This window comes from Stappia sp. MMSF_3263 (assembly GCF_030733745.1).
GTDB lineage: Bacteria > Pseudomonadota > Alphaproteobacteria > Rhizobiales > Stappiaceae > Stappia.
Genome location: NZ_JASHIK010000010.1, coordinates 1 through 14841, shown reverse-complemented (window position 1 = coordinate 14841; position 14841 = coordinate 1). Strand labels below are relative to the sequence as shown.

Here is a 14841-nt window from a genome sequence, read left to right as displayed (position 1 = left end):
GCTTCTTTCCTTGCATGCTCAGCCCTGCGGTGTCCGCGCGCGCGCCGTCCGGTGCGCCTCCAGACGCCGCCGGATCGCCTCGGCGATCTCCGGCGTGGAATCGACCGGATCGTAGGTAGTCACTTTAAGCGGTCCGGGAAAGGGGTGCACGGCGTTCGTTCCCACCAATCCCGCCATAAACGCATCAAATTTTCGGTGACCGCCCTGCGGGTGGAAAACATGGACCGCGCGGCCGGTTGCCAGCGCCTCGCCGACCATGTTGGCGCTGTCGGCGGTCGCCACCACCGCATCCGCATTGGCAAGATATTGCAGGAGCGGGTTTTCTCCCTCTCCGCTCCACAAAAGATGCGGGCCTTGCGCCGCGATCTCGCGAAGGACATCCTTCAGCGCCGGCGGGGTGCGCCGCGAGGTGGTGATCATCAATTGCGCGCCCTCGGCAGCAAAATGCCGCAGCCCGTCGGCGAAGCGGGCAATGTCCTGCGCGCGGAAACTGTGGTTGCGGCTGTCGCCGCCGACGAGCACGGCAACGCGCGGATGCCCGAGCGCCGCGATCTGGGGCCAGGGGGCCTTGCGCGCCTCCGCCAGTTTCGCCGCCGAATGCCGGTGCGGGCCGGCGGGCGTGACGATGACGTTGTCGCCGCGCAGGCGGTCGTGTTCGGGCACCCAGATGAAATCGGCGGCCTTCGCGCCCGTGCGCGGGTCCTTCAGGAACACGGTGAAGGTGCGCCCACAGCTGTCGCGCCTGATCCGCTTCAGATAGGCGACGGCGCGCCGGCCGGAAGCAATCGCGATGTCGGGAAAGGGCGGGGCGATCGGGCTTTGCGGCCGGTCCGGGGCCTCGCGCGGGTCGATCGGCCCGCGCGGCATCGCCCAGGACCAGGGCGCGCGCGGTGCCACCCGTCGCAGCTCGAAGGCAAGCCCCAGCGCCTCGGCCACGGCGATGCATTGCATCTCGTCGCCGGCCTTGCCGTCGGTGACGATCCAGGCGCTGAGCGTCTTCATGTCGGGCTTGGCGATCAGTGGGCTTTCCTGATGTTTCTTCATGGCGGCGATTGTTGTTATACTATTGCAGGTTTCGGTAAAAAATCATAAGGGCCTAGGGTACGAACGGCACGACGCGTGTGGCCGAGTCGCGCTTGTCCGCCCGGACCCTCCCGTCCGGCGCGCCTGTCCGCGAGCCCTTGCGCGTCTGTGCCAGCGATTGGCGAAGGAGACCAGCGTGAAAATCCGCCTCGATGCGATTGATTGGCACATTCTGAAAGAGCTGCAGGCGGATGGCCGCATCACCAATGTGGAGCTGGCGCGCCGCGTCGGCATTTCCGCGCCGCCCTGCCTGCGCCGCGTCCGCGCATTGGAAGAAGCCGGGCTGATCACCGGCTACCGCACCCTGCTTGATGAAAAGCAGCTTGGCTACGAAGTCACCGCCTTCGCCATGGTCGGCCTGCATTCGCAGACGGAAGGCGATCTCAATGCCTTCGAGGAGAAGGTGAAGAGCTGGCCGGAAGTGCGCGAAAGCTACATGCTGTCGGGCGAGGTCGATTTTCTGCTCAAATGCGTGGTGCCGGACCTGCAGGCCTTCCAGAACTTCATCATCCGCGAACTCACCGCGACGCCCAATGTCGACAGTGTCCGCACGGCCCTTACCATCCGCCAGACCAAGAACGACCCGGTCGTGCCGATGAAGGAGTGAGGGGGGACGAACCCGGCCCCATCCTCCGCGCGTCACCCCGGGCAAGGCGAAGCCGCGACCCGGGGCCCATTCGTTCCCAGAGCGCGATCGATCCGGGCAGGGAGCCCGCGTTTCGCTCCGGCCCAGGGGCGGCGAAGGGCTTAACGTCTGCCGCATCCAGTGAGAGCCCTCATGCCTGCTCAGGCTGCCAATGGATCCCGGCTCTGCGCTGACGCTTGGCCGGGATGACGGCATGAGCGCGGTGCGCCGTCCGGTCGCCTGCCGCCACGACTGCTTCACGCCAACGGTGCATCGACAGCCTGTCGGGGAGGCACGGACCATGCCTCCCCCCTGTGCGCGTAAATCCGCTCAGGCGGCGGCCGCGTCCGGCCGGCTGAAGTTCACCTCGCGGGTCACCTGCCAGCGTCCGTCCTCGAAAATGAAGTCGATGCTGAGGTCGATCATCATGTTCGGGCCGCCGACCGGGATCTTTCGCGAAATCAGCACATGCCCCCGGTCGCCGGACACGGTGACGCTGTGGATTTTGGCCCACATGTGGTCGGCCGGGTTCTTGCCCCTGAAGGTCTGCTCCAGCATGGACATGAAGTCCGTCTTGGTCAGGGTTACCAGGCGTCCGTCGATGCTGAGGTCCATCACGACGATGTCGTCGTGGTAGATGCCGTCGAGCGTCTTCATGTCGGCGCTGACGCCGGCTTTCATCAACTCGTCGATCCGCGCGCGCAGTGCGGCTTCCGTTCTTTCGGTCATGCTGTCTCCTTGGGGTTCAGGCGAAAGTGCCGTTGATCGGGGCGTTTTTCATCGGTCCCCGCCGGAAGCCGATGCCCTTGGCAATCCACTCCAGGTCGGGTCGTGAAAAGGGGACGTTCGAGATGTCGGTGATCTGCAGTGCGCCGGTCTCGTCGATGACGAAAAGGCCCGGTTCGGCGAACGGGGTCTCGACATCCATCCCGTTGCGCGGACCTGAAACGTACAGGCCGAGTTCCTGCATCTGAGGAACCGTCAGGCCGTAGGCCACGTCGAAGCGCGGCGACACCTCCTCCATCTGGGCGGCGGCGCGGGGCTGGTTGTCGGCCGAGACCGCAATCACGTCCACGCCGAGCGCGTTCAGGTCGGAAAGGGTCGCATCGAGCTCCCGCAGGTATGTCGTGCAGAGCGGACAGTGCTTGCCGCGATAGACAATCACGAGCATCCAGTCGAGGCCGTCGCGCGGCTTCGATATGTCGCGCCTGCCGCCACCGAGCACAGGAAGGCTAATCGCCGGAAACACCGAACCGGCGGCGAGTTTTCTGCTGGTCATTTCGTGCAGTCCTTTATATATTGATCGATACATAAAGGCGTGGGCCGGACAGCGTCAAGGAATATATATTGAACGTTACAAAAAAAATTGGCCGACCCCGGAACTTCGACTATGACGAGGCGCTGCTCAAGGCGATGTTCGTCTTCTGGGAGAAGGGCTACGACGGCGCCTCCATGCGCGACCTGACCAGTGCCATGGGGATCACGGGGCCAAGTCTCTATGCGGCCTTTGGCGACAAGCGCGGCCTGTATCTCAGCACGATCGACCACTATTGCGAGGCGGATGCTTGCGCGCCGCTTGTGGCCCTGGAAAGCGAAGAGGACATCGAGAAGGCGCTTCATGCCTTCTTCTCGGAAGTCATCCGCTCCGCCGCGGAGCATGAAAGCGGTGCGACGGGGTGCTTTCTCGCGTCAAGCGTCGTGGCGTCCGTCGGTCAGGTCGAGGGCGTCGCGGAGCGTGTGAAAACTGCCATCGCCGACACGGAGAAGCGGCTGGTCAAGCGCTTCGACCGGGAAGTGGAGAAGGGCACATTGCCGCCGACCTTCCCCTCGAAGGAGCGGGCAGCGCTGCTCTTCGACCTTCGCCAGGGCTACATGTTCCGGGGCCGTGCGGGCTGGTCCAGCGACCGCATGCGGGAGCAGATCGCCGACCGGGTCAGGATGCTGCTCTCGCACTGAGCGGTTCGAAGCCGGACGTTGAAGCCGCCGTGTCGCATGACAGCTTCCGCGTATCATCGCATGGCGAGCGAGGGGCGGGGAAAAGTCTTCCGGCGCGGCGGCGCGGGCGGGGCCTGCGCCGCGGGGATAGTTGCCATCGGGAAGCGGGGACAAGTGCAAGGCGGCGACAAGCGCCGGGCACCGGCGGAGCGGCCCCGTGTCATCTCCGGGCAGAGACGGCAACGCCCGGACGTTGCCGTCCGGGCGAAAAAAGAAACGTACAATTTCGAAAAAAAATGAATCAATTTTGCGCAGAAAACTGTTCGAATTTGTTCGAGATTGTCGCGCGCGTCGTCAGCCGAAGCTGACGTTGATGATCTCGTAGGCGCGCGCGCCGCCCGGCGCGGTGACCTCGACGCTGTCGCCGGTGGCCTTGCCGATCAGCGCCCTTGCGATCGGCGAGGAGATCGAGATGCGGCCGAGCTTCACGTCCGCCTCGACGTCGCCGACGATCATGTATTTCTTCTCTTCCTCGGTGTCCTCGTCGATGAGGGTGACCGTGGCGCCGAACTTGATCGTATCGCCGGAGAGCTTGGTGACGTCGATGACCTCGGCCCGGCCGAGCTTGTCCTCAAGCTCGCCGATGCGGCCCTCGTTGAGGCTCTGCTGCTCCTTGGCGGCATGATACTCGGCGTTTTCCGACAGGTCGCCATGGGCGCGTGCCTCGGCAATCGCCTGGATGATGCGCGGCCGCTCTTCCGACGTCCGCTGCTTCAGTTCCTTCTCGAGCATGGCGTAGCCAGCGCTTGTCATCGGAACTTTTTCCATAGGTCCTCGACCCTTTCGCTTCGCGCGCCACTCGTTGGCGGCGCGCGTCAAAAACACAGACGTCCGGCCGGGAAGTCCCCTGCCGGAACGTTCAGGATAATCAGGCCTTCGTGAAATAGGCCTGCAACGGAACCACTTCAAGGTTGCCCGAAGCGTAGGCCTCGATCCCCTTTGCCGCCGCAATCGCCCCTGCCAAGGTCGTGTAGTAGGGGACCTTGTGCAGCAATGCGGCGCGGCGCAGCGACCTGCTGTCGGACAGTGCCTGCGCGCCTTCGGTCGTGTTGAAGACGAGCTGAACCTCTCCGTTCTTGATAGCATCGACGATGTGAGGCCGGCCTTCAAGCACCTTGTTGACCTTGTCGCAGGAAATTCCGCGCTCCTGCAGGAAGGTCTGGGTCCCGTGCGTGGCGATGATCCGGAAGCCAGTCTTTACAAGGCGCTGGATCGGGTCGAGGACGCGTTCCTTGTCGGCGTCGCGGACCGATACGAAGACCGTGCCGCTTGTCGGCACGCGGGTGCCCGAGCCCAGCTGCGACTTGGCGAAGGCGACCTCGAACGTGCCGTTGAGGCCCATCACCTCGCCGGTGGAGCGCATTTCGGGGCCGAGCACCGTGTCGACGCCCTGGAAGCGGGCGAAGGGGAAGACCGCCTCCTTTACCGCCACATGGTCGAGCGTCTTCGTGGTCAGGCCGAAGGAGGCGAGCGGCTCGCCGGCCATGACGCGGGCGGCGATCTTGGCGATCGGCTCGCCAATCGTCTTGGCGACGAAGGGCACGGTGCGCGAGGCGCGCGGGTTGACCTCGAGCACGAAGATCTCGCCGTTGCGGATGGCGAACTGGACGTTCATCAGCCCGCCGACGCCGAGCGCCCTGGCCAGAACCTCGGTCTGGCGGGTCAGTTCGGCGATCATCTCGCCCGAGAGCGAATAGGGCGGCAACGAGCAGGCGCTGTCGCCGGAATGGATGCCAGCCTCTTCGATGTGCTCCATGATGCCGCAGACGAAGACGTCCTTGCCATCGGCGAGCGCGTCGACATCAACCTCGATGGCGCCGTCCAGGTAACGGTCGAAAAGCAGCGGGTTCTTGCCCAGAACCGTGTTGATCTGGCCGGTCTTGTCATTGGGGTAGCGGGCGCGCACGTCGCCGGGAACCAGCTCCGGCAGGGTGCCGAGCAGGTAGGCGTTGAGCGCATCCTCGTCGCGAATGATCTGCATCGCCCGGCCGCCGAGCACGTAGGAGGGACGCACCACCAGCGGCAGGCCGAGATCGGCGACGACGAGCCGGCTCTGCTCGACCGAATAGGCGATGCCGTTCTGCGGCTGCTTCAGGCCCTGGCGCTGCAGCAGCTTCTGGAAGCGGTCGCGGTCCTCGGCCAGGTCGATCATGTCGGGCGAGGTGCCCAGGATCGGCACGTCCGCCTCGACCAGCGCCTGGGCGAGCTTCAGCGGCGTCTGGCCGCCGAACTGGACGATGACACCGTGCAGCGTGCCGTTCTGCTGCTCGGTGCGGATGACCTCCAGCACGTCCTCGTCCGTCAACGGCTCGAAATAGAGCCGGTCCGACGTGTCGTAGTCGGTCGAGACGGTCTCCGGGTTGCAGTTGATCATGATGGTTTCGAAGCCGGCATCCTGCAGCGCGAAGGCGGCATGACAGCAGCAATAGTCGAACTCGATGCCCTGGCCGATCCGGTTCGGACCGCCGCCGAGGATGACCACCTTGTTGCGCGAGCTGGGGCGCGCCTCGTCGGCCAACTGCCCGGCGAAGGGGGTCTCGTAGGTCGAGTACATGTAGGCGGTCGGCGAGGCGAACTCGGCCGCGCATGTGTCGATGCGCTTGTAGACCGGATGCACGTCGAGGCGCTGGCGCAGCTTCCTGACGTCGCTTTCCTCGAGGCCTGCGAGCGAGGCGAGGCGCGCGTCGGCGAAGCCCATCGCCTTGAGCGAGCGCAGTGCCTCGGTGGTCTGCGGCAGCCCGTGGGCGCGCACCTTCTCTTCCAACTCGACGATCGCCTGGATCTGGCGCAGGTACCACGGGTCGATATGGCAGGAGCGATAAACCTGCTCCAGCTCGGTGCCGAGACGGAAGGCCTGGGCGACCTTCAGCAGCCGGTCGGGCGTGGGCGAGGCGAGGGCGGCGCGAATGGCGTTCTTGTCGTCGTTCTGGCCAAGGCCGGGGATCTCGACCTCGTCAAGGCCGCTGAGACCGGTCTCCAGGCCGCGCAGCGCCTTCTGCAGGCTCTCGGCGAAGGTACGGCCGATGGCCATGACCTCGCCGACCGACTTCATCGCGGTGGTCAGGATCGGTTCGGCGCCGGGGAACTTCTCGAAGGCAAAGCGCGGGATCTTGGTGACGACATAGTCGATCGACGGCTCGAAGGAGGCCGGCGTCGCGCCGCCGGTGATGTCGTTCTCAAGCTCGTCGAGCGTGTAGCCGACGGCAAGCTTCGCCGCGACCTTGGCGATCGGGAAGCCGGTTGCCTTGGAGGCGAGCGCAGAGGAGCGCGACACGCGCGGGTTCATCTCGATGACGATCAGCCGGCCGTTTTCCGGATTGACCGCGAACTGGACGTTGGAACCACCCGTCTCGACACCGATCTCGCGCAGCACCGCGAGGCTCGCGTCGCGCATGATCTGGTATTCCTTGTCGGTCAGGGTCAGAGCCGGCGCGACGGTGATCGAATCGCCGGTATGGACACCCATCGGGTCGATGTTCTCGATCGAGCAGATGATGATGCAGTTGTCCGCCTTGTCGCGGACGACCTCCATCTCGTACTCCTTCCAGCCGATCACCGATTCCTCGACAAGCACTTCGTTCGTCGGCGAGGCATCGATGCCTCGCTCGATGATGTCGAGATATTCCTCGCGGTTGTAGGCGATGCCGCCGCCGGTGCCGCCGAGCGTGAAGGAGGGGCGGATGATCGCCGGAAGGCCGATGTCGTCGAGCGCGTCGAGTGCCTCGCCAAGCGAATGGGCAAGGCGCGAGCGCGGCGTCTCCAGCCCGATCCGGGCCATCGCCTCGCGGAACTGCTCGCGGTCCTCGGCCTTGTCGATCGCCTCGGCGGTGGCGCCGATCATCTGCACGCCGTATTTTTCCAGCACGCCCATCTTGCGCAGGGACAGCGCGCAGTTCAGCGCGGTCTGTCCGCCCATCGTCGGCAGCAGCGCGTCGGGGCGCTCCTTCTCGATGATCTTGGCGACGATCTCCGGTGTGATCGGCTCGATATAGGTCGCGTCGGCGAGATCCGGATCGGTCATGATCGTCGCCGGATTCGAATTCACGAGGATGGTGCGATAGCCCTCTTCGCGCAGGGCCTTGCAGGCCTGGGTTCCCGAATAGTCGAATTCACAGGCCTGACCGATGATGATCGGTCCTGCCCCGATGATCAGGATGGAAGAGATGTCTGTGCGTTTGGGCATTCTGGGCTCGCGGCTCGGCGTCGCCCTTTCGCGCGGCGCGCGAAACAGGGGCGAGGAGGTCGGTATCGGTAACGTGTTCGGCTGAGCGCGCCTTATAGGGAAAAAGCGCGGGCGGCGAAACCCCATCCGCGCTTTGTTCCGTACCTAATCGACGACGGCGACAGCGGGCCGGGCCGGCGCGGCGGGTGCAAGGTCCGGCATGTCGAGTGCAATCGGCCGCGCGCCGTCGAAATCGCCGATGCCGATGGCGAGCGCATAGCAGGCGAGGCGGACCGATTTCGGGATCTCGACGGGTCGCCCGTTGCGGTCGCCTTTCTCGTAGTACTGGATCATCCGCTTCTTCAGGCCGAGGATGTCGGCGGCATCCTTCTGCTTCAGGCCCAGCGACTTTCGCCACTGGCGGAACCGTTCCGGTGTCATGCCTTCCTCGGTGGCCGGTTCCGGTGTCTGAGGCTTTTTCATGTGATGACCTTCTTCGTGAGCCTGCCGCCGATTCCCCCGGCACCGGGGAAGGGCATCAGGCAAGACGCAATCTGTGCGCATGCCTAGATCCAACGGGCGAGCGAGAAAGTCAAACGGCGATGCGCCGCGGCGGCGCCGGCGTTAATCGTGATGAGGGAAACCGCGAAGGGCCCCCTGTTGCGCGGCTCCGCCGAACTTACATATTGCCGACATTTTCTTGTAACATCTCCTCCTGCTCCGGATGGTGGAGTAATCTCGTTCCGGCACCGGCCGGATCCTTGAACGGACCGTATGTCCATGCTCGCCAGATTCGATGTCCCTGCGTCAGTGGATACGCTGCTCATTCATTCGCGCGCCCAGGTCGGGCTCGCGGACTATTGTCGGCTGTGCGGCGTGCCGTTCGACACGGTGCTGCGAGAGAGCGGGCTCGACGGCGAGAGCGCCCAGGCCTCGCTCGGCGGGCATATCAGCCTGCGGGCGCATGCCAGCGCCCTGGAGGCGGCCAGCAGGCTTGCCGACGACGACACGTTCGGTCTGGGCTGGACCCGCGCGCTGGGGCCGGGGCCGGAGGACACGGTGTCGCTGGCGCTTCGTCATGCTCCCGACTTCCGCGCGGCCCTGCAGATGAGCGCGCGTTTCATGCGCATCGTCGTTGATGTGACGGAGATCCGGGCGGAGTTCGATGGCCCGGATGCTACGCTTTGCTTCGCGTTTTCGCCGGAATTGGTCTGCAGGGACCAACTGAACGACCGGGTGACGAGCAAGATCTTCAGCCGGATGATGCGTATCGGAGGGGCAAGCGTGCGGCCGCTCGAGATCCACCTGGCCCGCCCGCGTCCGATGAACGTCTCGCGTCACGACCTGTTCTATGGCGCACCGGTGCGCTTTGCCGCCGAGCGCAATGCCTTGCGGTTCCGGGTTGAGGAGGGCGGGGGCAGCAATCCGCTGCGCGACGACGACCTGTTCGCGGCGCTGTGCGAACTGAACCGGCGCCGTCTCGACGACCGCCGCCGGGCGGAGGACTTTGCGTCCCTGGTAAGCGATGTGATCGCCGAGCGGATCGCCGATCCCGGCCTGACCATCGCCGAGGTGGCGCGCGATTTGGGCATGAGCGTGCGCGTGCTGCAGCGGCGTCTGGCCGAGCGCGAGCGGACCTTCCACAATCTTCATGACGGGGTTCGCCGGCGCATGGCTGCCGACTATCTCGCCCATACCGACCTTGCCGTATCGGAGATTGCCTTCCGCCTCGGGTTTTCGGCGGTCGGGAACTTCTCCCGCGCCGCGCGGCGCTGGTTCGGTCGGCCGCCAAGCGAATGCCGGCAGAGCCGGGTGGCTGTGGTTTAGACAAGAACCTGCCGGAAAACGTCCGGGCAGGCCGTCGGGCGGTCGCCTGGATGGCATTTGTCCTGTCTCCCCTTCCTCATGGGCACTATACTTTAGGCCTAAAACTTCCCTTGGGGTCGCCGATTCCGGGGAGATATTCATAAATGTCTGTCTGTTTTCAGTTTATACAGAGCAATTGACAGATGTTATCTCCATGTTGATTTGATGTAAAAAGTTTAGAATTGACTATATCGGATAGTGATACGAGATGATCTTCAATTGCGGAAATTTTTTTGACCGGGTGGTTGCTTCGCGTTTTTCATTTCCGAACGTGTTTTTCGATAAAATGAACGTAGGGATAAAAAAATGGCGCGCGAAGAGAAGGCCCCGTTCGCGTCGCGGTGGCATAGTTCGCAGCGTTGTGCGCGTTCCGGGCCGCGCCGTTCTATCGGGAAATACGGATACGGATATGACGGAACTTTCCAGGACTGCTGCTTTTGGACCGGATCTGGCGGGGCCTATTCTGGTCGAGGGTGGAACCGAGGCGCGTCTCTCCATCGCGGAGATGGCCGAGACGTTCGGGGTGACCCTCCGTGCGCTTCGCTTCTATGAGGAAAAAGGTCTCTTGCGGCCGGAGCGCAAGGGGGCCCGGCGATTCTACGGCGCCCGCGAGATCGGGCGCATGCGGGTGATCCTGCAGGCAAAGCGCATCGGGCTGACGCTGGTCGAGATTCGCGAGGTCATTTCGCTGCTCGAGGGACGTTCCAGCCGCATGTCGCAACTGCGTTCGCTGCGGGAGATGTGCGCCAGGCAGGAAGACCTGCTGAGCGAGCAACTCGAGCAGCTTCAGGCCCAGGCCAAGGAGACGGCATCCGTCGTCGCCGCGCTCGAGGGGCTGATCGAGGCCAATCCGGACGCCTGACGGGCGTTGATGCGGATCTGAACGAAAAACGCCGCGCTCGATGAGCGCGGCGTTTTTCGTTCTCCGATCATCCCGATCGGTTGCGATTGCGCAGCAAGGGCGCGTTTCGCGGTCAGGCGGTCTCGGCCTTCTCGGGAATGGTCTCGCCACCGGCGCGCTGGCGCATCAGGTTGGTGAAGCGGCGGAACAGGTAGTGGCTGTCGCGCGGGCCGGGCGAGGCTTCCGGGTGATACTGTACGGAAAAGACCGGCTGATCCTTCAGGCGCAGCCCGCAATTGGAGCCGTCGAAGAGCGAGACGTGGGTCTCTTCCACCGTTGCCGGCAGGCTCCCGGCGTCGACCGCGAAGCCGTGGTTCATCGAGGTGATCTCGACCTTTCCCGTGGTGCGGTCGAAAACCGGGTGGTTGGCGCCATGATGGCCCTGGTGCATTTTCACGGTCTCCCCGCCGAGCGCCAGCGCCAGCATCTGGTGACCAAGGCAGATGCCGAAGACCGGCAGGCCGGTTGCCACGAGTTCGCGGATCACCGGGACTGCGTATTCGCCGGTTGCGGCCGGGTCGCCGGGTCCGTTGGACAGGAAGATGCCGTCGGGTTTGCGCGCCATCACCTCGTCGGTGGTGGCGGTCGCCGGCAGCACGGAGACCTTGCAGCCAGCGTCGGTAAGAAGGCGCAGGATGTTGCGCTTGATGCCGTAGTCGATGGCGACGACGTTGAATTCTCCGTCCTCGCGCGTACCGTAGCCCTCGTCCCAGACCCACGGGGTCTGGGTCCAGCCGTAGCTCTGCGAGGAGGTGACGTCCTTCGCCAGGTCCATGCCGACGAGGCCTGGCCAGGCCGCCGCCGCGTGCTTGAGCGCCTCGATGTCGAAAACGCCGTCGGGATTGTGGGCGATCACCGCATTGGCCGCGCCGGTCTCGCGGATCAGGGCGGTCAGGGCGCGGGTGTCGATGCCGGACAGGCCAATGATGCCGCGCGCCTTCAGCCAGGCGTCGAAATGCTTGGCCGAGCGGTAGTTGGCAGGTTCCGTGACATCGGCACGCACGATCGCGCCGCGCACGCCGGAAGCCGCCGCCATGTTGACGGTCTCGACATCCTCGTCATTCGTTCCCACATTTCCGATATGAGGAAACGTGAAAGTCACGATCTGCCCGGCATAGGAGGGATCGGTGAGGATTTCCTCGTAACCGGTGAGCGCGGTGTTGAAGCAGACTTCGGCACAGGCCTGGCCGGTCGCTCCGAAACCACGACCCTCGATCACTGTCCCGTCGGCGAGAACGAGTACGGCCGTGGTCGGCGGCGCGGACCAGACGTCAACGGTCATTGTCTTGCTTTCTCGATCGGTTCGATGACATGATTTGGCGTTCGACGCGTCTTGACGGAGAGGGGCTCAACTGTCAACGGTGCGTCACGCGCCGCACTCTATGGTAAGCGCGGAAAAGGGTCAACCACCGGCGTTGTAAAAATACATCATATAAATCAAGTGGTTGCGAAAGGTGTTCGGGGATCTTCCGAAGCGGGACGACAGTCTACGGCAAGTTTATCCGGGCAAATGGCAGGGCAAGTCATGCGTGAACGTATCGATGCGGCGTTGCAAGACGCCGTGGAGAACGACGACAAACGGCGGGCGGCGACGCTTCGTCTGGTTCTCGCGGCAATCAAGGATCGCGATGCGCGTTCCAGGGAACTCGGCCATGATGGCGTTCCCGATGCCGAGATCCTGGAAATCCTCAACAAGATGGTTCGCCAGCGCGAGGCTTCCGTGCGCGACTTCGAGGAGAGCGGCCAGCTTGGCCTGGCCGAGCAGGAGCGCGAGGAGATGTCGGTCATCCACGAATTCCTGCCGCGCCAGTTCGACGAACGGGCAATGCAGAACGCATGCGAGGATATCGTCCGCGACATCAACGCCAAGGGGTTACGCGACATGGGCCGCTGCATGAGCGCGCTCAAGGAGCGCTATCCGGGGCAGATGGACTTCGTGCGGGCAAGCTGCGTCGTGAAGGATCTGTTGCGCACGGAGTGATGCGACAGGGGCCGGGACACTGGCGCGCAGCACTGCGGTTCCCTCGGGCCCGTTCCTCAGGCCCGTCTCCTCAGATCTGCTCTCTCTGCCCATTGCCAAACGGGACCACTCGTCCCACCTTCTCCGGCAGGCCTTCTCTTGTCGCCCTTTCAGTCAGCCCTGTTGTGCGGGCGGAGCGGACGCTATGGTGTTCCCTTCGCCCCGTGCCGAATGGGCTACCCCGGAACCAGTGTCCATGCGATTTACCCCCGGCCTCCTCGACGAGATCCGTGCCCGGCTTCCCTTGTCGGAGATCGTGGCGCGCCGCGTCTCGTGGGATCGGCGCAAGTCGCAGCCGGCGCGCGGCGATTTCTGGGCCTGCTGCCCGTTCCACCAGGAGAAGTCGCCGAGCTTCCATGTCGACGATCGCCGCAACCGCTACAAGTGCTTCGGCTGTGGGGCGTCGGGAGACCATTTCCGCTTTCTGACGGAAACCGAGGGCCTGTCCTTTCCCGAGGCCGTTGAACGGCTCGCCGAACAGGCCGGCGTCTCCCTTCCGGCTCCGGACCCGCAGGCTGCCGCCCGCGCGGCGGAACGCGCCAGCCTTGCCGATATTTGCGAGATGGCGGCCCGCTTCTTCCAGGATGCGCTGGCCATGTCCGGGGGCGAGGAGGCGCGCTCCTATGTCGCCCGTCGGCGGCTGAAACCGGAGACCCTGCGCGAGTTCCGAATCGGCTTCGCACCAAACGGGCGCGATGCGCTGAAGCGCCATCTGCTGGGCAAGGGGGTGGACGAGGGTGCGATGGTCGAGGCTGGCCTCATTATTCGCCCCGATGACGGGCGCCCGACCTATGACAGGTTCCGCAACCGGCTGATGATCCCGATCCAGGACGAGCGCGGCCGGGTGATCGCCTTTGGCGGGCGCACGCTCGATCCCGACGGACAGCCGAAATACCTGAATTCGCCCGAGACGCCGCTCTTCCATAAGGGAACGATGGTGTTCAACTTCCACCGCGCCCGCGAGCCTGCCCACAAGAGCGGCCAAGCGATCGTGGTCGAGGGCTACATGGACGCCATCGCCATCTGGCAGGCGGGCATGGGCAATGTGGTTGCGGCGCTCGGCACCGCCTTTACCGAGGAACAGGTGGGGCGGCTGTGGCGGTTGGCGCCCGAGCCGGTGATCTGTTTCGACGGCGATGCTGCCGGCGTGTCGGCGGCCCATCGTGCCGTCGACCGTATCCTGCCGGGGCTAAGGAGCGGATATTCCTTTGGCTTCGTCTTCCTGCCCGACGGCAAGGACCCGGACGACCTGATCGCCGAGGGGGGCGTTGCCGCCTTTGCGCGCGAGCTTGCCGGCGCCATGCCGCTGATCGAGGTGGTTTGGTCGCGCGAGGTCGACGCGGCGCGCATCGACACGCCCGAGCGGCGCGCGGCGCTGGAAAAGGGGCTCGACGATCTCGTCCGCACGATAGCCGACGAACGCGTGCGGCGCGGCTACCAGCTCGACATCCGCCTCAGGCTTTCCAATCTGTTCTACCGGCAGGCGCGCGACCGGCGCATGGCCGGCGGCGGTGGCCGACCGGGCCAGGGGGGGGAGCGGGGAGGAACCCAGACCCCGTCCGGGCAGGCACGCGGCGGCGACCTTCCCGACAGCTCGCTCTTCGGCAACGAGCGGACCCTTTGCGGGCTCTGCCTGCGTTACCCCGATCTGCTCGAGCGGCACGTGGAGCGGGTCAGCCAGGCGCGCTTTGGCGACACGCTGCACGCGCGCTTCCGTGACGAGCTGTGCCGGATAGCGACGGAGTTGCAGGACGTGCCGGTGAGCGGCTTTTTCGAGACGCTGGACAACCGGTTCTACCAGATCCTGTCCGAGGCGCTCGACGGGGGAGAGGTGCCGGGTACAGCCGGTGCGCGTCCCGCGCCGCGCTTCAGCGACCTGCTGCAGCGCCTGCCGATCCTGCGGCACGAACCGCCGGCGGATTTCGTCGAGGATCTCTTCTGCCACTATCTGGATACGCTCGAGATCCGGACCCTGGAGCAGGAACTGGAAGAGGAGATGGGCGCCCTTGGCGACGGCCTCGACGAGGCGGAATGGGAGCGGGTGCGGGCCCAGTCGCAGGATCTCGCCCGCCGGCGCGAGGAATGCGCGCGCGACGAGCAGGACCTGGCTGAGCGGGCGCGGGGGCTGCGCAACGGCCGTGTCGCGGTGACGGGAACCACGGGGCAGGGGATCCTCTCGGGCACGGCGG

The 14841-nt window shown here is 64.9% G+C and carries 13 protein-coding genes; 6 read left to right on the top strand and 7 right to left on the bottom strand.

Annotated features, from left to right (window positions below; genetic code table 11):
• Nucleotides 1-18: 18 nt before the first annotated feature.
• Nucleotides 19-1044, bottom strand: coding sequence for a mitochondrial fission ELM1 family protein (locus tag RBB46_RS12305; protein ID WP_306029287.1), 1026 nt, complete (start codon nt 1042-1044; stop codon nt 19-21).
• 175 nt (nt 1045-1219) lie between these two features.
• On the opposite strand from RBB46_RS12305, the gene RBB46_RS12300 reads away from it, so the two are divergent.
• Nucleotides 1220-1690 (top strand): Lrp/AsnC family transcriptional regulator, encoded by a 471-nt coding sequence (locus tag RBB46_RS12300; protein ID WP_306029286.1) that lies wholly within the window; start codon nt 1220-1222, stop codon nt 1688-1690.
• Between the two features lie 348 nt (nt 1691-2038).
• Here RBB46_RS12300 and RBB46_RS12295 read toward each other — a convergent pair whose 3' ends face one another.
• Both RBB46_RS12295 and RBB46_RS12290 read right to left on the bottom strand, forming a co-directional pair.
• Nucleotides 2039-2437 carry a nuclear transport factor 2 family protein gene (locus RBB46_RS12295; RefSeq protein ID WP_306029285.1) on the bottom strand — a complete coding sequence of 133 codons (399 nt, stop codon included), beginning with the start codon at nt 2435-2437 and terminating at the stop codon, nt 2039-2041.
• Nucleotides 2438-2453: 16 nt separating this feature from the next.
• Complete coding sequence (locus RBB46_RS12290) at nt 2454-2987, bottom strand: redoxin domain-containing protein (RefSeq protein ID WP_306029284.1); 534 nt, start codon at nt 2985-2987, stop codon at nt 2454-2456.
• 68 nt (nt 2988-3055) lie between these two features.
• On the opposite strand from RBB46_RS12290, the gene RBB46_RS12285 reads away from it, so the two are divergent.
• Nucleotides 3056-3664 (top strand): TetR/AcrR family transcriptional regulator, encoded by a 609-nt coding sequence (locus tag RBB46_RS12285; RefSeq protein WP_306029283.1) that lies wholly within the window; start codon nt 3056-3058, stop codon nt 3662-3664.
• Between the two features lie 333 nt (nt 3665-3997).
• Here the strand turns inward: RBB46_RS12285 and greA are convergent, their stop codons facing one another.
• From greA to RBB46_RS12270, 3 genes are all read right to left on the bottom strand, one after another.
• The gene (greA, locus tag RBB46_RS12280) at nt 3998-4471 is read right to left on the bottom strand and encodes a transcription elongation factor GreA (RefSeq protein WP_306029282.1); all 474 of its coding nucleotides are present in this window, start codon (nt 4469-4471) and stop codon (nt 3998-4000) included.
• Between the two features lie 100 nt (nt 4472-4571).
• Complete coding sequence (gene carB, locus RBB46_RS12275; protein ID WP_306029281.1) at nt 4572-7886, bottom strand: carbamoyl-phosphate synthase large subunit; 3315 nt, start codon at nt 7884-7886, stop codon at nt 4572-4574.
• Nucleotides 7887-8030: 144 nt separating this feature from the next.
• Complete coding sequence (locus tag RBB46_RS12270) at nt 8031-8348, bottom strand: helix-turn-helix transcriptional regulator (protein ID WP_306029280.1); 318 nt, start codon at nt 8346-8348, stop codon at nt 8031-8033.
• A 297-nt stretch (nt 8349-8645) separates the two neighbouring features.
• Here RBB46_RS12270 and RBB46_RS12265 point away from each other — a divergent pair, with 297 nt between their 5' ends.
• Together RBB46_RS12265 and RBB46_RS12260 are read left to right on the top strand one after the other, a co-directional pair.
• On the top strand, nt 8646-9692 hold the full coding sequence (locus RBB46_RS12265) for an AraC family transcriptional regulator (RefSeq protein ID WP_306029279.1): 1047 nt from the start codon (nt 8646-8648) through the stop codon (nt 9690-9692).
• A gap of 448 nt (nt 9693-10140) precedes the next feature.
• Nucleotides 10141-10593 carry a MerR family transcriptional regulator gene (locus RBB46_RS12260; RefSeq protein ID WP_306029278.1) on the top strand — a complete coding sequence of 151 codons (453 nt, stop codon included), beginning with the start codon at nt 10141-10143 and terminating at the stop codon, nt 10591-10593.
• Between the two features lie 112 nt (nt 10594-10705).
• Here the strand turns inward: RBB46_RS12260 and carA are convergent, their stop codons facing one another.
• The gene (gene carA, locus RBB46_RS12255) at nt 10706-11914 is read right to left on the bottom strand and encodes a glutamine-hydrolyzing carbamoyl-phosphate synthase small subunit (protein WP_306029277.1); all 1209 of its coding nucleotides are present in this window, start codon (nt 11912-11914) and stop codon (nt 10706-10708) included.
• Nucleotides 11915-12157: 243 nt separating this feature from the next.
• Here carA and RBB46_RS12250 point away from each other — a divergent pair, with 243 nt between their 5' ends.
• Together RBB46_RS12250 and dnaG are read left to right on the top strand one after the other, a co-directional pair.
• Nucleotides 12158-12613, top strand: coding sequence for a GatB/YqeY domain-containing protein (locus RBB46_RS12250; protein ID WP_306029276.1), 456 nt, complete (start codon nt 12158-12160; stop codon nt 12611-12613).
• A 235-nt stretch (nt 12614-12848) separates the two neighbouring features.
• Nucleotides 12849-14841: DNA primase (gene dnaG / locus RBB46_RS12245; RefSeq protein WP_306029274.1), on the top strand; the 1993-nt coding region annotated here is incomplete at its 3' end.

Coding starts and splice junctions, on each gene's coding strand:
- RBB46_RS12260 (WP_306029278.1), top strand. CDS start 10,141: ATGACGGAACTTTCCAGGACTGCTGCTTTTGGACCGGATCTGGCGGGG.
- greA (WP_306029282.1), bottom strand. CDS start 4,471: ATGGAAAAAGTTCCGATGACAAGCGCTGGCTACGCCATGCTCGAGAAG.
- RBB46_RS12295 (WP_306029285.1), bottom strand. CDS start 2,437: ATGACCGAAAGAACGGAAGCCGCACTGCGCGCGCGGATCGACGAGTTG.
- RBB46_RS12265 (WP_306029279.1), top strand. CDS start 8,646: ATGCTCGCCAGATTCGATGTCCCTGCGTCAGTGGATACGCTGCTCATT.
- RBB46_RS12290 (WP_306029284.1), bottom strand. CDS start 2,987: ATGACCAGCAGAAAACTCGCCGCCGGTTCGGTGTTTCCGGCGATTAGC.
- RBB46_RS12250 (WP_306029276.1), top strand. CDS start 12,158: ATGCGTGAACGTATCGATGCGGCGTTGCAAGACGCCGTGGAGAACGAC.
- carB (WP_306029281.1), bottom strand. CDS start 7,886: ATGCCCAAACGCACAGACATCTCTTCCATCCTGATCATCGGGGCAGGA.
- RBB46_RS12305 (WP_306029287.1), bottom strand. CDS start 1,044: ATGAAGAAACATCAGGAAAGCCCACTGATCGCCAAGCCCGACATGAAG.
- RBB46_RS12270 (WP_306029280.1), bottom strand. CDS start 8,348: ATGAAAAAGCCTCAGACACCGGAACCGGCCACCGAGGAAGGCATGACA.
- carA (WP_306029277.1), bottom strand. CDS start 11,914: ATGACCGTTGACGTCTGGTCCGCGCCGCCGACCACGGCCGTACTCGTT.